Source organism: Shewanella piezotolerans WP3, from assembly GCF_000014885.1.
Classification (GTDB): Bacteria; Pseudomonadota; Gammaproteobacteria; order Enterobacterales; family Shewanellaceae; genus Shewanella; species Shewanella piezotolerans.
The window spans coordinates 4249776-4274390 of sequence record NC_011566.1; the positions used below are offsets into that span (position 1 = coordinate 4249776).

22 protein-coding genes are annotated in these 24615 nt (G+C 42.7%); 5 read left to right on the top strand and 17 right to left on the bottom strand.

Going from position 1 to position 24615, the window contains the following annotated elements; all coding sequences use genetic code 11:
- Positions 1-5: 5 nt before the first annotated feature.
- The 3 genes from SWP_RS18020 to SWP_RS18030 all read right to left on the bottom strand — a co-directional run bounded on the left by SWP_RS18020 (position 6) and on the right by SWP_RS18030 (position 3564).
- The gene (locus SWP_RS18020) at positions 6-887 is read right to left on the bottom strand and encodes a LysR family transcriptional regulator (protein WP_044556074.1); all 882 of its coding nucleotides are present in this window, start codon (positions 885-887) and stop codon (positions 6-8) included.
- Between the two features lie 169 nt (positions 888-1056).
- Positions 1057-2658, bottom strand: a complete 1602-nt coding sequence (locus SWP_RS18025) for a diguanylate cyclase domain-containing protein (RefSeq protein WP_044556075.1) — start codon at positions 2656-2658, stop codon at positions 1057-1059.
- Between the two features lie 75 nt (positions 2659-2733).
- The gene (locus SWP_RS18030; RefSeq protein WP_079892010.1) at positions 2734-3564 is read right to left on the bottom strand and encodes a hypothetical protein; all 831 of its coding nucleotides are present in this window, start codon (positions 3562-3564) and stop codon (positions 2734-2736) included.
- A 489-nt stretch (positions 3565-4053) separates the two neighbouring features.
- Here SWP_RS18030 and SWP_RS18035 point away from each other — a divergent pair, with 489 nt between their 5' ends.
- Positions 4054-4710, top strand: a complete 657-nt coding sequence (locus SWP_RS18035; protein ID WP_020914052.1) for a thiol:disulfide interchange protein DsbA/DsbL — start codon at positions 4054-4056, stop codon at positions 4708-4710.
- A gap of 62 nt (positions 4711-4772) precedes the next feature.
- On the opposite strand, the gene SWP_RS18040 is transcribed toward SWP_RS18035, so the two are convergent.
- The 6 genes from SWP_RS18040 to SWP_RS18065 form a co-directional block, all read right to left on the bottom strand.
- Positions 4773-5771, bottom strand: a complete 999-nt coding sequence (locus SWP_RS18040; RefSeq protein ID WP_044556076.1) for a glycosyltransferase family 4 protein — start codon at positions 5769-5771, stop codon at positions 4773-4775.
- Between the two features lie 90 nt (positions 5772-5861).
- Complete coding sequence (locus tag SWP_RS18045; protein ID WP_020914054.1) at positions 5862-6392, bottom strand: cytochrome b/b6 domain-containing protein; 531 nt, start codon at positions 6390-6392, stop codon at positions 5862-5864.
- 24 nt (positions 6393-6416) lie between these two features.
- Positions 6417-6944: a menaquinone-dependent protoporphyrinogen IX dehydrogenase gene (gene hemG, locus SWP_RS18050; RefSeq protein WP_020914055.1), complete on the bottom strand. Its 528-nt coding sequence runs from the start codon at positions 6942-6944 to the stop codon at positions 6417-6419.
- A gap of 177 nt (positions 6945-7121) precedes the next feature.
- Positions 7122-8765, bottom strand: coding sequence for a di-heme oxidoredictase family protein (locus tag SWP_RS18055; RefSeq protein WP_079891964.1), 1644 nt, complete (start codon positions 8763-8765; stop codon positions 7122-7124).
- A gap of 129 nt (positions 8766-8894) precedes the next feature.
- Positions 8895-10043, bottom strand: coding sequence for an imelysin family protein (locus tag SWP_RS18060; RefSeq protein ID WP_020914057.1), 1149 nt, complete (start codon positions 10041-10043; stop codon positions 8895-8897).
- A gap of 60 nt (positions 10044-10103) precedes the next feature.
- Entirely contained in the window at positions 10104-11519 is a 1416-nt protein-coding gene (locus tag SWP_RS18065; RefSeq protein WP_020914058.1) for a porin family protein, read from the bottom strand.
- 527 nt (positions 11520-12046) lie between these two features.
- Between SWP_RS18065 and SWP_RS18070 the strand changes: the two genes are divergently transcribed.
- Both SWP_RS18070 and SWP_RS18075 read left to right on the top strand, forming a co-directional pair.
- Positions 12047-13234 (top strand): MFS transporter, encoded by a 1188-nt coding sequence (locus SWP_RS18070; RefSeq protein ID WP_020914059.1) that lies wholly within the window; start codon positions 12047-12049, stop codon positions 13232-13234.
- Between the two features lie 62 nt (positions 13235-13296).
- Positions 13297-14157 carry a TIGR03899 family protein gene (locus tag SWP_RS18075; RefSeq protein WP_020914060.1) on the top strand — a complete coding sequence of 287 codons (861 nt, stop codon included), beginning with the start codon at positions 13297-13299 and terminating at the stop codon, positions 14155-14157.
- A gap of 127 nt (positions 14158-14284) precedes the next feature.
- Here the strand turns inward: SWP_RS18075 and SWP_RS18080 are convergent, their stop codons facing one another.
- From SWP_RS18080 to cobA, 8 genes are all read right to left on the bottom strand, one after another.
- Complete coding sequence (locus tag SWP_RS18080) at positions 14285-14857, bottom strand: YdeI/OmpD-associated family protein (RefSeq protein WP_020914061.1); 573 nt, start codon at positions 14855-14857, stop codon at positions 14285-14287.
- A gap of 120 nt (positions 14858-14977) precedes the next feature.
- Positions 14978-15193 carry a hypothetical protein gene (locus tag SWP_RS18085; protein WP_020914062.1) on the bottom strand — a complete coding sequence of 72 codons (216 nt, stop codon included), beginning with the start codon at positions 15191-15193 and terminating at the stop codon, positions 14978-14980.
- Positions 15194-15292: 99 nt separating this feature from the next.
- On the bottom strand, positions 15293-15625 hold the full coding sequence (locus SWP_RS18090; RefSeq protein WP_020914063.1) for an immunity protein Imm33 domain-containing protein: 333 nt from the start codon (positions 15623-15625) through the stop codon (positions 15293-15295).
- Between the two features lie 341 nt (positions 15626-15966).
- Positions 15967-16584 (bottom strand): adenylyl-sulfate kinase, encoded by a 618-nt coding sequence (gene cysC, locus SWP_RS18095; protein ID WP_020914064.1) that lies wholly within the window; start codon positions 16582-16584, stop codon positions 15967-15969.
- Between the two features lie 76 nt (positions 16585-16660).
- Positions 16661-18385, bottom strand: coding sequence for an SLC13 family permease (locus SWP_RS18100; RefSeq protein WP_020914065.1), 1725 nt, complete (start codon positions 18383-18385; stop codon positions 16661-16663).
- Between the two features lie 2 nt (positions 18386-18387).
- The gene (gene cysN, locus SWP_RS18105) at positions 18388-19827 is read right to left on the bottom strand and encodes a sulfate adenylyltransferase subunit CysN (protein ID WP_020914066.1); all 1440 of its coding nucleotides are present in this window, start codon (positions 19825-19827) and stop codon (positions 18388-18390) included.
- 43 nt (positions 19828-19870) lie between these two features.
- A complete protein-coding gene (gene cysD / locus SWP_RS18110; RefSeq protein ID WP_020914067.1) occupies positions 19871-20779 on the bottom strand; it encodes a sulfate adenylyltransferase subunit CysD in 909 nt (302 codons plus the stop codon).
- 41 nt (positions 20780-20820) lie between these two features.
- Positions 20821-21636, bottom strand: coding sequence for a uroporphyrinogen-III C-methyltransferase (cobA, locus tag SWP_RS18115; protein WP_020914068.1), 816 nt, complete (start codon positions 21634-21636; stop codon positions 20821-20823).
- Between the two features lie 415 nt (positions 21637-22051).
- Between cobA and SWP_RS18120 the strand changes: the two genes are divergently transcribed.
- Both SWP_RS18120 and SWP_RS18125 read left to right on the top strand, forming a co-directional pair.
- Positions 22052-22996 carry a phospholipase A gene (locus SWP_RS18120; protein WP_020914069.1) on the top strand — a complete coding sequence of 315 codons (945 nt, stop codon included), beginning with the start codon at positions 22052-22054 and terminating at the stop codon, positions 22994-22996.
- Between the two features lie 99 nt (positions 22997-23095).
- Entirely contained in the window at positions 23096-24562 is a 1467-nt protein-coding gene (locus SWP_RS18125; RefSeq protein ID WP_020914070.1) for a S41 family peptidase, read from the top strand.
- Positions 24563-24615: the final 53 nt, after the last annotated feature.

Genomic DNA, 24615 nt, shown 5'->3' on the forward strand with positions numbered 1-24615 from the left:
AGCAGTTATTGCGACGTCAATTGTTCACAAATCGTATCGATAAACCATTGATAACGACTTGGCAGCTGGCGTTGCTTTTTACTGACCATATAAAGCTCTTCAACCACTTCAGACAAAGTGTTAGCAACAAACAAGGGCTGTGGATATTCATCGACGACCATTTTCGGCAAAACGGTAAAACCTAAACCTTTTGAAACGGGTAATAAAATTTGGTTTAGCTGATTTATGTAACCACGCTGCTTAAGCTTACTCATGCCGACAAACTCATTGCCAAACTGTGCACTCAGTAGTTGTTCAGCGTAATAGTGGCCATCAGGATGATTGATAAAACCTACATTTTCCAGCAATTCCAGTGTGATGTCGGTGCCTTTAAAACTTGGCGGTAATACTAAGCATAGTGCTTGCTTGCCTAAATAAAGCTGATTCAGTTCTAGCGATGATTGCCGCTGTGTGACAATACCAATATCAACGCTATTGTCTAATATGCTTTCTATTATCCTGCTATTGGGTGCCGCTTCTAAAGCAACTTGCAGCTGCTCATGTTGTAGTTGGTACTGGACAAATCGCGGATAGAAGTGCATTGCTAGGGCTCCGGAGCAAGCAAAGCGACATGTTCCGGCATGGGGCTCATCAGTCTGCAGCATCTGCAATAGCTGCTCCTCTTCGAGGATTTTACCTTTCGCATACGATAACAACTGCAAGCCAGCGTCAGTGAGCTCAAAGCTTTTACCTATGCGAGTTAACAATAAAGTGCCAATTTGACTCTCGAGCTTATTGATATGCTGAGTTACACCTGGTTGTGTCATAAACAACTGCTCAGCAGTGCGAGTAAAGTGCCCGACCTCTGCAAGTGTAACGAACGTTTTAAGCCACTGTGGGTTCAGCATCGATATCTCATCAAATTAATAAACTGACTAAATCATAACAAAATATAATTAAATTACTATTGGATGATAACCAAAGTTTAGCTCATCGCAGCAACTGGCTTAGAAACGCTGTGATATTAGAAAGGCTGATAGCACAACCCTTCGCTGAAGAGCCAAGCTAACAACAAAACTACAGCGCCTTAGGTATTATCGCTTCAGCATCTACAAACACTTGATTTCGACCATTTTCTTTCGCCTTATAGAGCGCCATATCAGCGATAGCGGCAAACTTAACCATATCGTCAGACTCAGTAGGAATAATACTGGTTACTCCAACACTCACAGTGACATAAGGGCGGGTTGTAGAATTAGAATGGGCAATATTGAGTGCAGCAACATTTTCACAGCAGCGCTGAGCAGGTGATAAACAATCGCGAGTATGTGGCAGAATCACGACAAACTCCTCACCGCCGTACCGCGCCACGACATCACTGGGCCTGTGTAAGGCTTCAGCGATTGCTTGAGCGACTTCAACTAAACATTCATCTCCAGCAAGATGACCATAGGTATCGTTGTAACTTTTAAAATTATCAATATCGATCATCAACAACGCTAAACGCGTTTTGTTTCTAATCGCTAACTGCCACTCTCGCTCAAAGGCATTATCAAAGAAACGACGATTACCGATACGAGTTAGGCTGTCTGTCATTGATAATGCTTCAAGCTTTTTCTTAGCTAGGTTTAGATCCCGCGTACGCTCAAGCACCTGCATATTAACCATATGACTGTGCCTCATTATAAAAAATACATAAATGGCCAGCACCAGGCTGCCCAATATGCCAAACAGCGCGATTAAATAGGGAAATTCCGTTCGCCGTTCTGCAATATAGCCTTCACTTGGCATGGCATGAATTTGCCATTGACGACCACTAAAACGAGTCAATGGACGTTGATAAACAATCTCACTGTTACTCTGATGTAATGTCGCAGAAACGTCACTCGATAAATGACTGTAGAGTGACTGGTGCTTATCATTGGTAATATCTTCTAAGGTGTAATAGATCCCTTGTACCCAGGTTCTTTTTATCGCGCTATCGAACATATCTGCCACGCGAAAAATGCCAGCGACAAAGCCTAACAATCGTTCCTGTCGTTTTAATAGCGTACTGGGCTCACCATCATAGACGGGTAAAAATACGTAAATGGAGTTTTGCTCACTAGCCTGTACAACTTTAATACCTGCAGAAGCCATAGAAGAGCCCAAATCTCGAGCGTTATTGAGCACTCTCAATAACGCTGGATCAGAGGCGAAATCAAACCCGAGTGCATTTTCATTGCCAGAAAATGGTTCTAGATACACGACAGGGAAATGGGTGGAGCGAGTTTTCGCTGTCACCAAACTCTCATCACTGCCTTTTTCGGTAAACTCAAAATCCTCGTGAGACTTTAGTTGGCTGCTTTCAATCGAAGGGCGTGCAAGCGAGTTAACTTTAGGGATCCACTTTAGGGCTTGAATATTACGATGGCGTAAAAGAAAGCTGGTAGCGACCTGTTTAAACTCTTCACCACTCACGTGCTCAGAGCTAATAAAGACCCCTTTAAGGGCATGAAGCACCTCAATATTGAGCATTACCTCCTGCTCTAAAACTTGTGCTTTATCATCAACATCTCGAGCAAACTCGGCTTCAATCGTTCGAGTCTCCTCCGCATAAAGACGCTGACCAATGGCCACGGAGATAACAATACCCAATAAGGTTGCAAACAGTAAAACTAACAAAGAAAAGGTTTTCATAGCGCTCACACAAGGAAAGTGATATCACTTTAAAAGGCCGCCTTTAGCGGCTCTTAGTATTATTTTACACGCCACTTAGCCCCAAGGCATATCGACATATATTCGGACTAACGTGTCGTTATCCCAAGGCAATATAGCTAAATAGTCTGCATCGTTTTTATCGCGATTATCAAACGGGTCTAAATTATACTCTGAGTGCTCAACACTAAGCTTTACCTCGCTATCCTCAATCCAACTGTCCGAGTGATAACTAAAAACGGCTGAGTATTTATTTTCTAGCCAGTCACTGCCATCATTCCATGTTTGAGCACCCGCATAGATATCAAATGACTTTCCCAGCATGATTTTTGTATCTGCCGCAACCGTATAAGCGCCGGTTTTATTTTGAAAATCTTCACGATCATAGCCACGCTCTCTTGGTACATCATCATCAATCTCAAGCATATAATGACCGCCGCCTAGCGTTATCCCGGCATAAAACTTTTGATTATCAAATCGAGCGACAATAGCTGGAAATAGTTTCGATTGTTTCTCAACCGAGCTTACAGTATTGCGCTTACCATCAAGAGTCACCTGCCACTGCAGGTTCATTGTGGGAGAAAAGCGATAAAGATTGCCATCAACGGACCAAGCAGTTTGAAACCAAATTGGGATATGATCAGGGTCGAGTTTATCTTTATCATCATCGATAAAAATGTCTATATTACCTTTCCAGCTAATATTGGACTCAGTTATATGCTCAACAAAAAAGCCTGCATGGGCGCCCAGAGTATGTGAGTCAACCTGCTCTACAATCGTATTATGGCCACCAAAAGCAATTCGCCAATCAGTACCTTCTGCTTTAGCAGTCAACCCCATTCCAGCAAAAACAATCGAACCTATAATTAAATATGATGGTGTATTCAAATCCATTTCCCCCAACATGACTTTTTAGTTTTAACACTGAGTGCTTCGACTCGAATGATAAAAACTCAATATCTTGCTAAAATTTAACACAAGTAGTTAGCTTAATCAGGTTAATCTTAGTAGTGATGTCTATGAAAAGCTTAAATTATTCATAACGAACGATGGTGCCATCTAAAACATAGCCGTTACTCGCTATTGATACATGGTTCAGCAATGCCATTAAGTTCCTGCAAAAATAAAAAATCTATTCAAATTCAATCTAGATTGTGAAGCACTACAAACTTTAATATGAAAAACGCCGATTCTCACCTAAAGCATTATATATGTCACACTCTAGTACATGTCAGAAAGGCAAAATTAAGTCATAATTAAGCATCTGGTTTTATTCTTAACAACTATATAAATTAGTATAACGGAAACTTAATACCTGTATTTTCGTTACTATATAACCCTGTCTATAAAGACAAAGGTCACTTTGAGGACATCAGCTTGATTAAACATATCGCTTTAGCACTAACCCTTGTAGTTGCTCCTATGAGCAGCTTTGCTGCACAATTCATTGAAGGCAAACACTTCACCGTTGTTACAAATAAAGCACCAAGCAGTGAGCCTAAACTGACTGAGTTTTACTCATTTTTCTGCGGCAACTGCTTCAATATGGAAAAGATGTACCTACCAGACATTAAAGCCAATCTAAATAAACAAGTAGCCTTTGACAGCAAGCATGTTGATTTTGCAAACACTGAAATTAACACTGAAGTCATGCGCTCTCTTGCCGTGATTCAAACTTTGGATAATCCAAAGCCACTTACTGACGCTATGTTTAAAGTCATTCAAGGCGACAACGGTGAGAAACACGATCATGGTGCAGCAGGGCATAAACATGCAGAACCACTAAAAAGCCGTGACGACATCAAAGCAGTATTCGCCAAGTTTGGCGTTGATAGTGCGCAATATGACGCAACAGCTGACAGCAAAGAAACTAACGCTAAATTAGCTTTATGGCGCGCACAGCAGCAAGAGTTTAGAGTACAAAGTGTTCCAGCCTTCGTCGTTAACGACAAGTATGCTGTTAACATGAGTTCTGTACGGACTCTTGGCGAGCTTATCGACCTAATCAACTACCTAGCGGTAGAATATAAGTAATCGTTTACTTATATTAAAGGCGCCTAAGGGCGCCTTTTTTGTATCTAAACCAAAAAATAGTTTCATTTATACTCGGCTAATAACTGCCGCCACCGCTGCAACATGTTTTCCCAAGCTTGCTCGGTTGCAAGCCGCTGACTCTCGCTAACGCCTAAATCACTTTCATTGCTTACTTTCTCTATCGCTTCAATAATCCCTTTAATAGATAAAGGCTCAATAACTTCAAAACCAATGCGCTCATCAGGATTAGGCAATTGTTCAGCTAATCCATCAATAGCGGACAAAATAACATGTTTTCCAGCAGCGACGGATTCCATACAGGTCAGCCCAAAAGGCTCCCAACGTGATGGAATGACCACCGCATCTGCAGTACTTAAAAAAGTGGATACATCGTCAATCTCACCAATAAAACTAACTTGCGACTTATGTTCAACCAATTGCTGTAGCGCCTCTTTTTCTTCACCATCTCCAGCAATGGTTAAAGTCACGTCGGTATCGGGGAAATGAGCAATAGCTTTAATTAGCAAATCAAAGCCTTTTTGCTTAGTCAACCGTCCATAAGCGGCCAAACGTAGCGGGGAATGGCGTCTAATTTTAGCCACCGCCATAAATGAACTTAACTCCTTTGCTTGCCCAACCCGGGCAATTTTACTCTCAGGCAGCTGGCAAAAATCCACCAGCCAATCAGCCTGCGGATTAGAAACCGTAAGCACTTTATCCACCAAGGCATAACCTAATTTGAGCATCAGTTTGAAACGAGAAGGGTTAGCCACGCAATGACGAACAAACTCCCGACTATAATGATGCTCTTGATACAAGATTGGGGTCGACCAATTAGCTATTTTTAATGCCAAAAGCGCAGGGAATTTGCGCCAGCTCATCGCAGCGTGGATCACAATCACTGATGCATCATAGTGATTAAATTTAGGCAGATAGAGTCGAGAATGAATTAACTGGAATTGGAACTCTTGTTTCAGTTTTGAGGCTGCAAGACTTTCTAGCGCGATATTCACGCCCCCCAGTTTTGCATCATCAATAAGCTGAACTACCTTTACTCGCAAACGCCTATCCCTGTATATGCAATGACTCCATAAGGATAAGTTAGTTTAAAGCCTTTAAAGATAAAAGCTTTGTTTCAGTATTAGCGAGAATTAATTACGAATAAAGTCGAGTAGATGTAAACCTGCAAAGATAACGTGCACCACGATAAAGCCAATAAAGCCTTTGGCACAAACAGTATGATAACTACGCCACATGAGTGCATCAGTAGTGCCTTGGGTTAAAAACCACAATACACCAGTAAGCCCTACCGCTAAAAATATTAGCAGTCCTAGACCTTCAACAATACTAAAAAGGCCTCTTCCCCCTGCAATAGGTAACTTACCTTTTACCAGTCCCTGCAAGTCACTTTTTAGCTGTGAGAAATCTGCTATTAGCCAAGGAAAATACTGGCGCCACTTTCCTTTTAGGCAGGTAGTAATTAAGAATGAAGCTGCAAGGAATGCGGCGAATAACCCAAGGTAAACATGGCTGAGATCCCAGAAGCTGGCATTACTTCTTAAACTTCGTCCAATTAGGATCCAGCCACTGGTAACTATGAGGTAAGCAACACTAACAATAATCATGATGTGCTGACGTGCAGCAAAAACGCTCAATAGCTTTCGCAATCTGGATTTTGCCATTCTTACCTCAACTTAAAGATATCGTTAGATCGAAAGCTGATTAACGTCATCAGCGAAAGCATCAACTTTACGCCAATTAGTATATTCAATATTGGTATCGGCTTCGGTCGGCCCTTTGGTCATCCACATAATGAAACGGATAATGCTTCTATCAACAATACCATAACTAGGGTAATTAAGATTTCCACCAAATACTGCAACTAGTTTAGGTAACCACGGCGACTTCTCAATAAAAGCCTGCATATAAGGATTAGTTTCAGGCGTGTTTTTTAATGGCTTTCGCGCAACCAAATTGACCGAGAAAAAACTACTTGGCTTTTGTTCAAGTTGTGTTTGATTCGCTTCTATAAAGTCATAAACCGCTGGGTTATGTTTTCCATGGCGAATACTGGCGCCGATAATCACTTTATCAAATTTAGCGAGATCGATTGTATCGCTTACACTCACAGCCTGAACCTGATTGCCTAAAGCAACCAACTTCTCTTCCAGATAAGCACAAATTTTGCGGGTCTGGCCATGTACACTTGAATAAACGATAAGAATATTACTCACCAGATGGTTCCCTATAGGTAAATTTGAATTAGATTTATCATAGGTGAAATTCCAGTATTTTTAATTGAATCAGATCACGAGCTTCTAAGCGATAATCCGTTTTACCTTTACCTACCTCACAAAATTAAAAAAGGGAATACATAAAACTGTATTCCCTTTGATTGTAACGGTCTTAAATTAGAGAGACATCAAAAAATCAACAACTTGAGCACGTTCATCGGCATTAAGAGCCATAAAGTCATCAGTGCTTTGCTGCGCCTCGCCGCCATGCCATAAAATCGCTTCTTCCAGTGTGGCAGCTCGACCATCATGCAAGAAGCCAGCTTGAGGATTGACAGTTTGGGTCAAGCCTATCCCCCATAGTGGACGGGTTCGCCATTCATTGCCATCGGCAAGAAAATCAGGACGTCCATCCGCTAACTCATCCCCCATGTCATGCAGCAGCATGTCAGTAAAGGGATAAATGGTCTGGCTCTTATGCCCAGCAATCATCTCGGTGCCACCAATATCACCCGAGGCCTTAGTGACAAAGCTAGGCGTATGACAGCCACTGCAGTTAAGTTGCTCAAACAGGCGCGCACCTTCTCGAACATCAGGGTCAGTGACATTACGTCTTGCAGGCACTGCTAATGTTTCAGCGTAAAACACAACTGAGTCACTAAATTCAGCATTAGCTTCAGGTTCGCCATCAATCCCTTCACCTGTATCGGTAAAGCCGGTTCGCACGAGATAATCATCATGCAGCGCGGTGCCTTTAATACTTTCATCGGGAAATAGCGGGTTAGTGATACCTATATCGCCCCGCAATGCACCTAATGACTGCACTCTGACGCTTGGTGTATTGGCTTTCCAACCAAAGCGACCTAGCGATACCGGGTTACTATCACCATTTTGCGCTTTAACGGCATCAAAGACATAGTTTGCACGTCCTGAGATATCATCGTTATTACTGTCTTCAGCATCAACATTTGCCACAATATCGGCTTCAGGAATAGCTTCTAAAAGACCTAAACCAAACACCGGCATGCCATTACGCCAGCCCATTAGCACATCGTCTTGGAGCAGATTTGAGGTCACATTTGAGCTTGATTTAGTTTCACCTGGTGCGTCGTAAGGATTCTCTACATCAAATAGCGGTTTCTTTAGCGTCACACTCGTACCATCGGCATAGGTAACTGTTTTTGTCTCATAAGACAGGTAAACATCCGCCTGGCCAATAAACATGTTTTGCTGCCAGTCAGAGCGTGCCTTTAACACACCACGATGAAATAACTGACCGCCAAAATCTGGCACTGCAATTGGTGCACAATAGTTATTTGCCGCAGTACCAGTTATACATGGCTCATCAGGGGCTTTACTTATCCTAAGAAAAATACCAGCTTCAGAGCCCAGCTTAACCCGGGTTTCACCCGTAGCAACTTGCGGCGTTGAATTACGGCCATCACGTTGGTGACAAGAGTTACAATCGGCATTATTAAATACAGGACCAAGACCATCTAAATCTGGATGCGCGGGGTTCGGTGCGGTTGTAAACGCGGTTTCAAAGCCAAGGTCGCCGTCTAAATGTAACGCAAGTTCATCAGCGGTTAAATTGGGTGCAGGTGTTGAAAAACCATGACCGGATTCAGATGCATCATAAGTTGTTGTATCACCGCCACTGGCAGTGATATCAGTATAACTAGGGTAGACTTTCTCTTCTGGCGTAGGTGTCGTCTCATCATCACCGCTACCGCCACATGCTGACAAGCTCAATATGCCAGCTAAAGCTAAAGCATTAAGCTTGGTAGAGTTGACACTAAATTTATGATTTTTATTTCGCATTTGCTTTACCACACACGTTCTACCGTCAATTCAGTTTTTAAGTTGGCTAGCAGTTAAAGACCAAAACGCCGGTGATTTACATGAAAAAGGCATAGGGTTTAACCCTATGCCTTTTAAAAAGTCACTTATTTACACTTTCCACGTCTTTAGGAGTGGAAGTACATCTGACTCAAGACTTGTTTGCAGTTTTGATAATGCATCAACTGCAGTTTGGATACGTTTGCGACCTTCAGTATCAGAGATAGCTTGACGGAATGGCATGTCATTTGAGCCTTCAATTGCTTGAATAGTCAAAATAGCATTATCAATTTCAGTGCCGACACGCGTGGCTAAGTCTTTATCTGCCGCGGCAACAAAATCAACAATACCTTGCTTGTCAGCTGCACCCGTCAGCTCACCTTGATAAACATTACGCACACCAATGATGTTATTGCTAAAGTCAGTTAACGAGTTCCAAGAGTACTGAGATTCAACCTTTGACGTATCAGCACTGCTTACAGACTCACCAAAAGGATCGGCAATCTTACCGTTACCCACTTCATCCACAATACCAATCATGCCGTTAATTAACTCTTCAACCACACCAACGTTTGAGCTGTAGAATGTATTACCGTCACTACCTGGATTTTTAAGCAACTCGCCATAAGCTTTACCACTACTTGCATCATGGCTAACAACCCATGCATCATCGAGATCTTTAGTGTAATCACGGAACACTTCAGCAAGACCCATTAAATAATCACGTTCATTGGCCGTTAGCTCTGCAATGGCTTTAGTGTTGTCAGCGACACCGTCACCAAAGAGCAGGTATTCCATAGTATGGAAACCTTGCACGTCATCATTCCAACTTTTGATGGTTTCAGCATCAAAACCAGTGGTTGTAGAAAGTACCGTTGTTAAATCAATCGTGTTCAAAGGCCAGCTATCTAAATGTGGATCAATACCCATTGAGTCAACTGGGCCGAAGATATGTGATTCACCTTGCTCCCAAGGCTGACGTGCTGCCTTCCATGCATCTTGCGCAGCTTCCAGATTAGCTTGAGTAGGTGTTGCAACCAAAGTTTGCGTTGCGAGTAACATAGCTTCACCTTCATCCGCTAAGTCATTGTAACCGGCGACGATGACGTCCTCAGTAAGATTAGTCACCATCTCAGTGGCATCGAACGAGAAAGAGTTATCAGGTTCAGTTGTTGGTGTACTGTCAGAACCAGAACCACCACATGCAGCAAGTGCAGAAATTAATGCGATAGCAACCGCTGAATGAGTAAATTGTTTCATTAAAAACTCCATTTTTTTATAACTTAGGTAAATTGATTAGGCTAACTTGTGTTTGATTATTTATAGCGAGAACTGATAGCCCACGCCTAGCGCAAAGAAGTTGGTATCAGGAATTGAAGACACTGCAACTTGCTGCACACCAGCCTCAGCCTTGATAACAATCTCAGGGATAGGGAAGTAGTTGATGCCACCGCTAATCCAAGTATTTTCGTATCGCTTAGTGGCGATGCCCGATTCAACCTCTTTAAGTGGGTTTGAATAATCGATATTGGCAAAAACAGTGACAGGAATAGAGGTGAAGTGGCTTAAGTCGACGCCGGCTTCTACAAAGAAGGCTTCAGACTCACTGCCAAGCTGGGCAAAGTTACCAGGCTTTAGACCCGGGGTTGTTTTATTCGCTTGAGTAATTGCGTCTGCGTCACTCAAGGTTCCGTTAAGATATTGACCACGTAAAATCCACGGGCCCTCAACATAGGCGCCTGCAACAGATAAAATACCCACGGTGCCATCAGCACTCATCTTGTTAGTTTTATGACGGTTACCACTGGTATTACCGTAGTAATACGAAACACCAACAGCTGAACCGCTTTTAAAATTGCCGTAATCTAAACGTACGACGTATGCCAGATCATCGCCATTAACATGCTCAAAGCGTTTTTGGTGACCAGAGGCAACCCAATCGTAAGTGCGGAAGTATTCAGAATTTAAACCGCTAACAACCTGTGCTTGATAATGGAAATTGGCAATTTCACCAAAAACACCAATACCGTTCTCATTCCAAACAGCTGGAAGCATTGCAGCCTCACTTTTGTGGCGCTGAACAGTAAGATATTGATTAGGCTTATGTAGAGTGCTACTCAAACCAACAGGCAGATGGATATTACCGAATTTAACGCCAAACGCGTCGCTTGGACGATAACGAATTTGTGCCTTTTCGATCATCACTTCGCCGCCAGCTTCAACCTCAGCTTCAAACTCGCCAAATTCATCAAAGCCGTCGTATTCTAAAGATGAACCAGTACCACCGTGCTCATATTCAATTTCAACTTCCATGTCCCACTCATCGTTAAACTGATAGCCAAACTCAGTCACAATTCGCTCAAGGTCAAAGCGACCACGGCGCTCTGGGGTTGTATCCTGAACGTTGTCGTAATATTCATCATTGGTATAGATGACACTACCGTATGACTTAAAAGAGAATTTACTTAGTTTGCTAGATTCAGCTTGAACCGTTTCAATTGCAGTTTGCTGCTCTAACTGCTGCGCTTTTTGTTGTTCAGCTTGAGCTTGTTGCTCTCGCTGCTGCTTAGCCAACTCTTTCAGCTGGCCCTTCAAGGCCACCAGTTCAGCTTCTTGCTTGGCAATGGCTGCGGCTAATGCTTCTGGATCTGTTGCTGACATGGCGCTAGCACTAAACACACCAGCGATAGTTGCAGCGAGTAGGTTTAGCTTCACATGTTTTGACATGTTTTTCATAAAACGGCTCTCAATTGATTCTTGCTGGAATCCAGCATCCCTAATTATTGCCGCCAAACTACCCCAAATGAGAACGATTTGCATTATTCTTTACAATATAATTTACAAACAACTTACATTAGCTAAAGCAAATTAACAGCTGACAGCCACATCTAAAAAGCAAGGTAAATAGATAACTATCAACAACTTAAAGCAGCACCCTTAGCATAAAAATTGAAGAATATAAGAGAAAAAATAAATTAGCAAATACTGCAATTAACTAATCATGACAAACTTGTTACGCAAAAAAGACGGACTGTTCGAATATAGAAATGCTTATTTATTCAGCAAGGTCAGCTCCATAAAAATCAAGTCCGCATATTGTTTAGCAGGTTAAAAAGCAGACTAAAATAACGCCATACTTGAGCGACACATTGCGGATGTCATTCAAAGTTTATCAGTGCATAGTAAAACCACCTTGAGTCCCCAAATTTTTACGGATTGGTATATACTGCTCACCCTTTCGCCGCAGTACATGGATAGTTTCAATGAAGAATAACCCGCAAAAGCTATTACTTTGGATGACATTTATCATGTCACTCGTTTTTGCCGTTTGGCAGGTGTTGCTCAACAACTTTGTTATCGAACGAGCACAGTTTACCGGTGCCGAAATTGGAATTTTACAAAGCCTGAGAGAGGTGCCGGGCTTTCTTGCATTCACCGCTATCTTCGTACTGCTGCTGATAAGAGAGCAAACCTTTGCTTTATTGTCGTTAACCTTATTGTGCGTGGGAGTTGCAATAACGGGATTCTTCCCTCAAGTACTGGGGCTATATATCACCACGGTATTGATGTCGATTGGCTTTCACTACTTTGAGACCATCAACCAATCACTTACCTTGCAGTGGGTTGAAAAGAAAAATACCGCAGCCTTTTTAGGAAAAGCACTCGCTTGGCGAAGTGCAGCAGCTTTGATGGGTTATGGCAGTATTTGGATAATATTGACTTGGTTACAGCTCGATTATCAATGGATGTACGCCATCATCGGTGTGTTAGGGCTAGTGATGGTCATCACCATTACAATGTATTTTCCAACATTTCCTCAAGGCGAATTACAACACAAAAAAATCATCCTACGAAAACGCTATTGGTTGTATTACATGCTGACCTTTTTCTCTGGCGCCAGAAGGCAGATCTTCATGGTATTCGCTGGCTTTATGATGGTTGAGAAGTTCGGCTATAGCATCAGCCAAATAACCTCACTTTTCTTAATTAACTACGTGGTGAATCTGCTATTTGCCCCAGCAATTGGCCGCTTCATTGGCCGTATTGGTGAGCGTAATGCGTTAACGATTGAATATATTGGTTTAACCCTGGTGTTTGTCAGCTATGCGCTAGTCGAGCACGCGGAAATTGCCGCTGCGCTCTACGTAATAGATCACCTTTTATTTGCAATGGCGATAGCGGTAAAAACCTACTTCCAAAAAATTGCCGATCCCAAAGATATTGCGGCAACTATGTCAGTAAGCTTCACCATCAATCATATTGCAGCGGTGGTGATCCCCGCCCTACTGGGGCTATTGTGGTTAACCTCACCAGCGCTAGTATTTTACATCGGTGCAGGCTTCGCTGTGTGTTCACTGATTTTAGCGATAAATGTGCCTCGTCACCCACAAAGGGGCGAAGAGGTTGCGCTATTTGGCAAACTGCCACCACTGACTAACGCAGACAAATAGCTAGACAATTAACGACTTGTTCGGCATAAAGATAACTGTAATGTTTACAAAGGACTCGGCTGATGGTTGAAACAGTGCAAGACTCGAAAGCGCATATAGACAAACCAACGGTTATTGATGGCGCCAAGTCAGCCGATGTGTCAGCAAGAAAGAAAGCACTGCAGCTTGGGCGGATGCTTGGACTCTCCAGCGAAGGGGATTATCGACCCAGCAGCGCCTCCATCACTGAACGCAGCGTGTATAGAGCGCAAAAGCTCGCTAATCAGTACCAGTCAAATTTAGAAACTATCTATAAGATTGCCATAAGCCAAACCCCTTCAGATGTTACCGGTATGGATCTCGATGCCGATTGGGCGCACCAATTTTTTCAACTTGCCGAGCAGATCCACAACCGCAAAATGCAGGAGCTTTGGGGGCGTATTTTAGCCTGCGAGATCACCAACCCAGGTAACTTTAGCCTCCGTACATTAACCACGTTAAAGCAGCTAACCCACAAAGAAGCGCAGATACTAGAAAAAGCCTTGGGGATGTCAGTACTGGTTAATAATGAGAGCAAATTGAAGCTAGTCATTGGCTTTAAGCATGCCAGTGGCTTAGGGCATCTATTTAAAAAACCGACTCAAACTAATATAGGTTTATCGCAGTTTGGGCTGCCCTATTCTAATATTTTAACTTTGATTGAAGCGGGAATTCTACATCGCAGCGAGCTAGAAACAGGCCTACTTAGCAGTAAAAAACCGATTCACTTTGCGCTTAGCAATATCAAGCTAAAACTCACCCCGAAAAGCGGTCAGCTGTTTTTCAGTTATTACCGTTTCACGCCGGTAGGCGATGAACTAGCGCAATTGATCCACTTCAATACTGACACCAGCTACATCAAAGCATTAAAAGCGGTATTTGCCCAAGATTTTAGGATTGATTAGAGCAGGTTGATTAACTAGACTCAGATTATACAGCCACTTGACTGCCCCTAGTATTCTAAAATGAAGAGTGATGAAAACAGGCTGCTATATTTCCTTATCGGTAAGCTCATACTCTAAACTTCTTTATTTACGGTTTCTCTTTATTAATAAGCATGGTCATATACTTTGTAATTCGCCTTTGCCTCGTTTCGGGTTTCTTGGCACTTGTCAGCCCATGAGCAATAACATAACGACTCGATTTGGAAAGCGTTTCAAAAAACTGCTTCACTAAAGGCTGACTCTCTAATTGAGCTAAGAAATCTGCTGGCACTTCCATCTCTCTGACACGATATGCATTTTCCCAACGTCCATCTGCTTTCGCAGCATTCACATGAGCAAGCCCACTCTCCCTCATCCGCCCTTCACTTAGCAAACGCTCAACATGCTCAGTGTTTCTTTTAGACCAATTACTGCGCGCTTTCCTTGGGGTAATACGTTGCAGATAAGCATGCTCATCAATCGACTTCTTTATGCCATCTATCCAGCCCCAGCATAAAACTTCTACCACAACATCATTCCAAGTCACGCTCTGAACTTTTGAACCCTTCTTATAAATCTTTATCCACAACTCAGTTTCAGTTGCGTGATTTTCTGTGAGCCACTCAGCAAGTTTTTGCCCAGTCTCAAAGGACATAATTTTCGATAGTTCTGGTTCAGGCATCGACGAAGGTTCTCTCTTGTGCATGATATTAATGGAATTAGCGAAACTTTAACCTGTATTTTTAGCAGGGAACATTGCCAAGCGTTGAATATCAAATGAAGTGTAATGTATGTGTTTAAACTACTTTATGGGATTACGGTCTAATCTCATTTTCACCCTAAAAGTTAGAATTAAAGCTAAAGTTTGTAGCAATAAAAAAGATATGAGAGCCCCCTTAACGCTTACTTCATCTTCACTATCTAACCAAGCTTCGGCTAAAATCCCCAACCAAACCACAATAAACATTGCGGCATTACTCAATGCGGCTTTCAAAATAACCTGATTTTTAAGTGACATACTTCCCTTGAGTCAAACGTCAACATTTCATTTAGTCTATCATTTGAAAGTAGCGTAAAAATATCGCGGCCACAATGTGAAAAATTCCATTAGCATTTATTAAATATTCATGAGGGAAGAGTCATACCAAACATCCTCAAAATCACCAGAAATTAAAAATCTATAACCCGGAGGTAGTGCTAAATATCGCTCCACTTCTGGTAAATATTCTTTTAAATGACTCACGTGTAATGGTTTAAAAAAATCAGCATCCGGTCTCAGTTCTTCACCGCACCAAATGTACCAGCCGCACGTTCCATTTTCTATTTTATGTCGCAAGCCATTTATCGGAAGTTTACCTAATGTCTCAATAGCAAGACCAAGCTTATCGACTTGATAGCAAGGTATAAAATCGGCTTTAAATTCTTCGCACACCTGCTTTTGACTAGCCACAATTCTCCTTAAGATATTTAACTCCCTTCTCTATTTAGAAATCTATGTACTGACGGGCGATTATCTTCACAAATAGTAAAACAGCCATGGTCAAATTTCATTTAGAGTTGTCATGTTTCATTGTTGACCAATAATCGGTACTACAACTGCAAAAGCTATAACTGCATGCCCACTGATTAATAGCCATATGAGCGTACTACCTTTCCTAGCTAAACGAACATCCATCAATAAACTGTATTCAGCCTTTATATAAATACCTTAAACTAATATGAGTTCGTAAACAAAAATGCCATACATGAATCCATGTATGGCATTTTTATCAGCTCAGTTTAAATGAAATACTAACCAGCTGCTTTTAGCTTAGCCCCGTCAATCACTTGAATCGCAGCTAGATAGTCGAGCAACGCACTAACTTGAGATGCTAAGTCTCCCTTATTGGTGTCTATAGTCAGCTCTGCCGCAGTCGGAGTCTCATAAGGTGCAGAGATCCCGGTAAAGTCTTTAATTTCTCCCGCTCGCGCCTTTTTATAAAGCCCTTTAGGATCTCGTGCCTCACAAACCTCTATAGGGGTAGATACATGAACTTCAATAAAACGCCCCTCATCGAATAAGCCGCGAACACGTTCACGCTCCTCTTTAGTCGGCGAGATAAAGGCTGATAGAACCACTAGACCTGCATCAACCATCAACTTGGCAACTTCGCCGACACGGCGTAGGTTTTCATCTCTATCATCAGCACTAAAGCCTAAGTCTTTACACAGGCCGTGCCTAACATTGTCACCATCGAGTAAATAGGTATGAAAACCTGCATCATACAGTGCCCGCTCTAATGCTCCTGCTAACGTTGATTTGCCAGAGCCAGAAAGCCCAGTAAACCAAAGTAATACAGGGCTTTGCCCTTTCAGCAAAGCACGAGACTCTTGGTCAATACTATGTTGGTGCCAAACGATGTCAGACATAACCACTCCAGAACTTTAATCTAATAAATAACATTGCGCCAAACTATCAGGTAACACGCTTAAGATTGACTAAAACCTAAAACGGGAACAACAGCGGCACCAAAATAATGACTATCGATGAGTACAATACCGATAACGGTATTCCCACTCTTAAAAAATCGGTAAAACGATAATTACCCGCGCTATAAACCATTAGGTTAGTTTGATAACCGTAAGGCGATATAAAACTCGCACTTGCGCCAAAAACGACAGCCAAGATAAATGGCCGAGTATCGACGCCATAATTTAAGGCTATGGCGTAGGCAACGGGAAAAGCGAGCGCTGCAGCCGCATTATTGGTAATAAGCTCTGTTAGCAGTAACGTTAAAAAATACACACAGACAAAAGCGGCAAAAACACCAAAACCATTGAGTGACGTTAAGATAAAACTAGCGATATCATTTGCCAGCCCCGTCGATAACATCAGATTAGCTAAACTCAACGCACTGCCAACAATGACCACAAGCTCAATAGGAAAACGTCGCTTTAATTCAGTTAAACTCACCGCGCCAATAGCGACATAGCTAATCAATAGTAGAATCAAACCTTTGATCAACGGTAAGGCGCCTATGAGGCTGGCAAAAATGGTTAATACAAAACCACCGAGCACCCACCGACTGCGCTTACTATCTAGACGAACACTCAAATCCAGACCACTTACCGCGACAAAATCAGCGGCTAATTTGGCGTTATGGCTGAAACTATCACCGGGAGTAATCAATAAAACATCACCCGCTTGCAGCTCTATATCACCAAGGCCCCCTTTTAACGGGTGATGCCCACGACGAATAGCCAATACAGCACCATCAAAACGTTCCCTAAACTTTGATACCTTTAACGAGGTGCCAACAAGTTTTGATGTCGGTGAAAGTACCGCTTCAATGAGGTTCTGCCCTTTAGCTTGTTGCTTACCAAACCATTCGAGACCATCAAACTGATGTAATAGCTCCACTGACTCTACTGCGCCACCAAAACGTAATATATCTTCACTTTGCAGCACCAAATGTGGTGGAACAGGGCAAATACGTATACCACTACGTTCAAGTTCAACTAAGTAAAGCTTTTTCAATGCTCGTAAGCGGTTATCCAACACACTCTTACCTATCAACTGCGAGAGCTTAGCAACACGAGCTTCTAGTAGGTAAGGCAAGCTTTCCTCTGCACTTTCTTCGCGCCTGTCTGGTAGCACATTGGCTAGCAATACCAGTAAACCGACGCCAAGAGTGACGATCACTGCACCAATCATTGAGAACTCGAAAAATCCTAAGGGCTCTAGCCCCGCATTTTCAACAAAAGAGTTCACAATTAGATTGGTAGAGGTACCTATTAGCGTTAAGGTTCCCCCGAGAATGGCCGCATAAGACAATGGCAATAATAACTTAGCCGGTGCGTGAGACTGATTGCGCCTTACCACACCAATTAAAGATGACACCACCGCCGTATTATTAGTAAACGAAGACAGCAGCGCGGTCGATAAACCTAGCTTCGCCATAGTTGATGCCAATGAGCCTTGGCCTACCACTTGGCTCAGCTTGCCGAGTAACGAAGTCTTTTCTAGTGCTGCCGTCGACAAGATAATCAGCACTAACGTCACTAATCCTGCATTGGTAAAACTTGCCAATGCCGTTTCCAACTCCACCATACCAAGAAGATAGGTGGTTAATGCGGCTGTAAAAAATAGGGCTGCGGGTGTCCATGCTCCAGCCATTAAGGCTACAACAAGGACAAGTAATATGCTCGATAACACCCACAGCTCTGACACTGCTAGCCCTCTAACTTGCTAATATCTAGGGCTTGCCAATGCGGGTACTGCTTGCGGATCAATGCATTAAGCTCCAGCTCAAAGTCAGTAAACTGGCTAGTAGCCTGCTTCGCTTTAGCCGTTGTTACTGCCATTACAGCGGCCACGGTTGCATTAGACAGCCTGTCGATTAAGATCATGCCACCGGTATCACGGATCAAAGTGTATGGATCGATTGCAATCGCTTCGTTTAACTCAAGCGTTACTCGTGCCATGTCATTTAAACCAATGACCTCACTATCTTTGCGCTCTAGTGTATTGATATCAACTAAATACTCGATATTCGTTACACTTGCTTGCAGCTTTTTACCGGCTACTTTTAGATCATATAACTGACCTATTTGCAGCGGCTTTTCGTCCATCCAAGCGATATCGGCACTCACCTGATTGGCCAACGATGGTGCATCTTCAACTTGTGATAGTAGATCGCCACGAGAGATATCAATTTCATTTTCAAGTGTTAAGGTTACGGCTTGCCCAGCGATGGCTTCTTGAAGGTCACCATCAAATGTGACGATGCGTTCAACCTTGCTGCGTTTACCTGATGGTAAGGCCACCAACTCATCACCGACTTTAATAACCCCAGAAGAGAGTGTGCCAGAGAAGCCTCTAAAATCGAGATCGGGGCGCAATACATATTGCACAGGGAAACGCACAGGCAGACTATTGAGCTCACGGCGGGTATCAATGGTCTCTAATAGCTCAAGTAAAGTGCCGTCAGTGTACCAAGGTGTTTGCGCGCTGCGCTCAACGACGTTATCACCTTTTAATGCTGATAACGGCACATAACGAATATCGATATCACCTAGCTGCGCCGCAAATTCAGCAAACTCAGCTTTAATGTCATTAAAGACTTTCTCGTCAAAATCAAGCAAGTCCATCTTGTTAATCGCAACCACAAAGTGACGTAAGCCTAACTGTGAAGCTATAAAAGCATGACGACGTGTTTGTGTTTGCACACCATAACGTGCATCAACTAAAATGACCGCTAGATCACAGGTAGATGCACCTGTTGCCATATTGCGAGTGTACTGCTCGTGGCCGGGTGTATCGGCAATAATGAACTTGCGTTTGTCACTTGAAAAGTAACGATAAGCAACGTCAATAGTGATCCCTTGCTCACGTTCAGCCTGCAGGCCATCAACAAGTAATGCCAGGTCAATCTCTTCACCGGTAGTGCCCACTTTAGCACTGTCACTTTTTAGACTGGCTAATTGGTCTTCATAAATTTGAGCGCTGTCATGCAGTAAACGTCCTATTAAGGTGCTTTTACCATCATCGACGCTACCGCAAGTTAAAAAGCGCAGCAAACCTTTATGTTGCTGCTGGGATAAATATTCTTTCACACCTAAATCTTCAAGCTCAGCGGCTGAGCGGGTGTTGTTATTGACTGCTTGATTCATGAGTAATTCCTTTAAAATCTAATAAGGCTGTAACTTGCCGCGCTTAGAAGTAACCTTGACGTTTTTTGAGCTCCATCGAGGCACTTTGATCTGAATCGATAAGTCGTCCCTGACGCTCACTTGAGCGGGTTAACAACATCTCTTCGATAATCTTTTCTAACGTATCGGCTTCTGAATACATTGCCCCGGTTAATGGATAGCAACCTAGCGTTCTAAAACGCACTAACTCATCTTTAACCGTTTCACCCTCTTCTAAAGGCAACCTGTCATCATCCACCATGATCATCATGCCATCACGCTCAACAACGGGACGCTTTTGAGCAAAATACAGCGGAACTAACTCGATACTTTCTTGGTAGATGTACTGCCAAATATCAAGCTCTGTCCAGTTTGATAACGGAAACACTCGAATGCTCTCGCCTTTATTTACCGCACCGTTATAGGTTCGCCATAGTTCTGGACGCTGGTTTTTCGGATCCCAAGTATGGTGCTTATCACGGAATGAATATACTCGCTCTTTAGCACGAGATTTCTCTTCATCGCGACGTGCCCCACCGAAGGCGGCATCAAAGCCATATTTATTCAGTGCTTGCTTAAGCCCCTGGGTTTTCATGATGTCGGTATGCTTTGCACTACCGTGAGTAAACGGACCTACGCCCATTTCAATACCGTCAGGATTTTTGTGCACTAGCAATTCAAAACCAAACTCTTTCGCCTGTGCATCACGAAAGGCGATCATCTCTTTGAACTTCCAATCAGTATCGACATGCAGTAAAGGAAATGGGATCTTTCCAGGATAAAAAGCTTTGCGTGCAAGATGCAGCATCACTGAAGAGTCTTTACCGATGGAATACATCATTACTGGGTTATCAAACTCTGCCGCAACTTCGCGGATAATTTGAATACTCTCAGCTTCTAATTGTTGCAAATGGCTTAACTCTTTGGCGGCCATGCTAGTTCTCCGTCTTCTTGATTCTATTGTGCTAAGCACATCTATTTAATTTTTTTGTTTAAACTCAAATCACTGCTTGGCAAGCCTTGAGGCTTAAACCAGTTCAAGCTATCAGCCAATTCAACCACCTCACCAATTACCATTAAGGCTGGCATAACAAGTTCAGGATCTGCTGCAAGCTGCTCAATATTATCGAGCGTGCCAACAAAGGTGCGCTGCTCATGAGTTGTCGCTTTCGATACGATAGCAACAGGCGTGTCTGCTGAGCGTCCTGCACCCAGTAAACCTGCTTTAATGATATTGGCGTTTAGGATCCCCATATAGACCACTAAGGTATTGTTCGGGTTAGCGTAGCCCTGCCAGTCCATAGGGCGACTTTCTAGTTGGCAATGGCCAGTGATAAAACTGACACCCTGGGCATAATCGCGATGGGTTAATGGGATCCCTGTATAAGCTGCAGTGCCGCTTGCGGCAGTGATCCCTGGTATGACTTCAAATGACAGACCGGCTTCAACAATTGTCTGTAACTCTTCTCCACCACGACCAAAAATAAACGGGTCGCCACCTTTAAGGCGAACTACATTTTTACGGGTGTATGCTTTGGTCACCAACAGTTGATTGATTTCGCTTTGCGCTGCACTGTGCTTACCTGCACGTTTTCCCACAGCTATCTTTTCAGCTTTATTAGGAATAAGCGCCATGATATCTTCGCTAACTAAAGCGTCATACAGCACAACATCTGCACTTTGCAACACTCGATAAGCTTTAACAGTTAGCAGATCAACATCACCAGGGCCAGCACCTACTAGCCACACTTTTCCACCTGCGGCTTGACCCGGTAAAGTTACAATCTCCATCACGCACCCTCACTCTAATTTGATAGCCTGAATATAGCCGCCCTCTTATTCCATAATAAATAGAAAATTCAAACCTCTTATAACTTTTAGTTATTAATGAGGTGATGCATATCATAAAACCAGCAGATAAATATCTATAAAACCAATTAATTCAATACGTTGAAAGTTGAGGCTGTGTTTTTCACACTAAACTAGCCAGCCAACGAGCAGCTATTCGGCACTAAGTTATTGCATTTGGATCTAGCTAGAGTGGCAAATATCCGCTTTACATCACAACGGAAACAGCAAGTATTACGCTGAACGGCATCATAGAACCCGTTACGAGTTTGCTATAACTCTGTTAATAACCCCTGTTGCTAGGTAAACTTGTCCGCAAATTAAAAAAGCATAGTTTTAATCACTTTCAGGGAATGTTATGAACAAGCTAGGCACACTTTTTTTGTCTATTGGATTGAGCTGCTCCTTTGCGTCATTTGCCGAACCCGTTAAAAGCACTGAGCAAGCAAATAGCAGTACTGAAGATATCGAAGTGAAGCGTGAAAAATCACTGGTAGATAACCGTATTACCCAAGAAACAGAAACCGGTGACCGGCCTTATGTAATAACACCGCACAAGGTAAATTACATTCTTCCAGTGACTTACAACAGTTCACCGAATATGGACCCCTTTGCTCAAGAGGCAAAAGAGCACCCTTTCACTCTTGATAATTTAGAAGCTAAGTTTCAAATAAGCTTTAAATTTCCTCTTTGGCACAATGTCTTTGGCGACAACGGTCATCTATTTGCCGCTTACACAAACCAGTCATATTGGCAGGTATACAACAAAGATATCTCCTCACCTTTTAGAGAAACTAATCATGAGCCAGAAATCTTTATGATCTTCACTAATGACTGGCAATTAGGGCCGCTAAAGAACTCCTTTTGGGGAGTGGGCGCGGTGCATCAGTCCAATGGTCAAGCAGGCTCATTATCGAGAAGTTGGAACAGACTATACGGCATGATGGTGTTTGACTCTGGACCATTCGCACTCGAAGCTAAGGCTTGGTGGCGTATTCCTGAAGATGAAAAAGAGACACCGACCTCCCCGCAGGGAGATGATAACCCCGATATTACCGACTATATGGGCAATGTAGAATTTAGAGGGGTTTATGGCTTAGATGACCATAGATTCACTTTGATGGTGCGTAACTATATACAAAAACCTAACTATGGCGCGGTTGAATTTACTTGGAGTTATCCCATCATGGGCAACTTACGCTTATACACCCAATACTTTAATGGCTACGGTGAAAGTTTAATCGACTATAATTCACATAACCAACGTATTGGCATAGGGATCTCGATTAACGACATTCTTTAGCTAGATAGCTGGGAAGTGTGGGCATAAATGCAGTGACCCGAATGGTTCAAAATGGCAGGCTATATGCCTAGTTAAGCCTGCCCATATCAGGGATTAGATATGGCATTGAGTGTTAAAAGTATATTCTTTATCTTTGCAACTATGATGCTCATAAGTGCCGTGCAGCTAATTAGACTCTCTTTTTTCCCACACAGCGCCTCTTATCAGCTAACTTCAGCGCAGCAAAAACAAGACATTAAACAGTTGCTCAGTGATATCAATCAAAAATCAGCTTTTGCAGCATTAGATCCACATCGAAAACAGCACTTTAATTTGGTAAGCCAACGTTTGCTGCTCGCCAATCTTCCTAGCACCAACAGTTCTATATTCCATATTCGTTTACAAGCTTGGCTATCGATATTAAACGATCCTGCAGTTAGCGTCACACTACCTAATAATGTGCCTCGCTCCAAAGTACTAGCAAGTTTCCAAGGCGTGTTACACCATGATGACAAGCACTGGCTTGCATTTATGTCGAATGAAGAGCTGTTTGATGAAGACTATCCATACCTCACCCATATTGATGGCCTGCCAATGAATCGGTGGGTCACCGCCGCTCAACATTATATCCCAGATTCTTTAAAGCTTTCTGCGATAGAGCAAAGCCGCTGGATATCTCGCATTAACCAGCTAAGACAACATATAGGCCTTCCTCTCTCAGACTCGGCTCAATTCACCTTTGCAAGCTCAGAAGGCGATAGCATTCAGCATACGACCAAATTAGCTTACTCCAACGAGGATATTCAGCAAAGCACTATACTTGAACATAAACAGTCACCCTCTGAGCCACAAACTCTGATATACCCAGCAAATAATAAGTTTAAGAGTCACTTTTTTAAACAGCTTGAATCTAACACTAGCAATCTAATACGGTTGGATTTAAGGCAATTAACCTCAATAGATAATCGTCTTAGCCAGTGGTTTAACGATAATGTTGCGCCGAGCTATCTTCCCTATGACAGCGCCATAGGTTTGATAAAATACAAACGTTATCCAAGCTCTAATATAGCCTCATTCTCAAGACAAGCATTCTCCTCATTAGATGAATTGCCTTTTTTTGAACAAACCCAACTAGAAACAGTAGGGTTTAATAGTCAGTTTGATAACACAAAAGCTTTTAGCCAATGGCTTGTCCGTAGAGCAGCTAAATATCCATACGTTACCAGTGAAAGAAGACAGCTGCATTTACTTGTCGACTCAAGCTGCCAACAAGAGTGCGAGTGGTTGGCATTGAGAGCCGCAAACTGGCCGAATGTAAAGATTATAGGAGAGCGAACCCGAGGTAGTTTAAGTCCGCGTCATTCGGTGAAGCTAGTGCAAAGCGGCATTAGCATCAATTACAGTGCAGCATTAACTTATAGCGCCCAAGGTCAATTGATTTCAGGTATAGGGATCTTTCCTCACATAAAACTGAGTGGATATGCCCTTAACTATTCAAATACTTCTGATATGGTTGCCACTGAATCCAAAGTCTCAATACGTTTATTAAGTGGCAACAAACGAACAAGCATTAAAAGACTGCCATAGGCCGAATCTTTTATGATGAATTACCCACTTTTGTTCCATAGCTTGCTTAAGTA

What these genes read in the sequence shown, in the direction of transcription:
- SWP_RS18020 (WP_044556074.1), bottom strand. Translation starts at nt 887, where the DNA reads ATGCTGAACCCACAGTGGCTTAAAACGTTCGTTACACTTGCAGAGGTC.
- SWP_RS18025 (WP_044556075.1), bottom strand. Translation starts at nt 2,658, where the DNA reads ATGAAAACCTTTTCTTTGTTAGTTTTACTGTTTGCAACCTTATTGGGT.
- SWP_RS18045 (WP_020914054.1), bottom strand. Translation starts at nt 6,392, where the DNA reads ATGGCAAAATCCAGATTGCGAAAGCTATTGAGCGTTTTTGCTGCACGT.
- SWP_RS18055 (WP_079891964.1), bottom strand. Translation starts at nt 8,765, where the DNA reads ATGCGAAATAAAAATCATAAATTTAGTGTCAACTCTACCAAGCTTAAT.
- SWP_RS18060 (WP_020914057.1), bottom strand. Translation starts at nt 10,043, where the DNA reads ATGAAACAATTTACTCATTCAGCGGTTGCTATCGCATTAATTTCTGCA.
- SWP_RS18065 (WP_020914058.1), bottom strand. Translation starts at nt 11,519, where the DNA reads ATGAAAAACATGTCAAAACATGTGAAGCTAAACCTACTCGCTGCAACT.
- SWP_RS18070 (WP_020914059.1), top strand. Translation starts at nt 12,047, where the DNA reads ATGAAGAATAACCCGCAAAAGCTATTACTTTGGATGACATTTATCATG.
- SWP_RS18075 (WP_020914060.1), top strand. Translation starts at nt 13,297, where the DNA reads ATGGTTGAAACAGTGCAAGACTCGAAAGCGCATATAGACAAACCAACG.
- SWP_RS18080 (WP_020914061.1), bottom strand. Translation starts at nt 14,857, where the DNA reads ATGCCTGAACCAGAACTATCGAAAATTATGTCCTTTGAGACTGGGCAA.
- SWP_RS18085 (WP_020914062.1), bottom strand. Translation starts at nt 15,193, where the DNA reads ATGTCACTTAAAAATCAGGTTATTTTGAAAGCCGCATTGAGTAATGCC.
- cysC (WP_020914064.1), bottom strand. Translation starts at nt 16,584, where the DNA reads ATGTCTGACATCGTTTGGCACCAACATAGTATTGACCAAGAGTCTCGT.
- cysN (WP_020914066.1), bottom strand. Translation starts at nt 19,827, where the DNA reads ATGAATCAAGCAGTCAATAACAACACCCGCTCAGCCGCTGAGCTTGAA.
- cysD (WP_020914067.1), bottom strand. Translation starts at nt 20,779, where the DNA reads ATGGCCGCCAAAGAGTTAAGCCATTTGCAACAATTAGAAGCTGAGAGT.
- cobA (WP_020914068.1), bottom strand. Translation starts at nt 21,636, where the DNA reads ATGGAGATTGTAACTTTACCGGGTCAAGCCGCAGGTGGAAAAGTGTGG.
- SWP_RS18120 (WP_020914069.1), top strand. Translation starts at nt 22,052, where the DNA reads ATGAACAAGCTAGGCACACTTTTTTTGTCTATTGGATTGAGCTGCTCC.
- SWP_RS18125 (WP_020914070.1), top strand. Translation starts at nt 23,096, where the DNA reads ATGGCATTGAGTGTTAAAAGTATATTCTTTATCTTTGCAACTATGATG.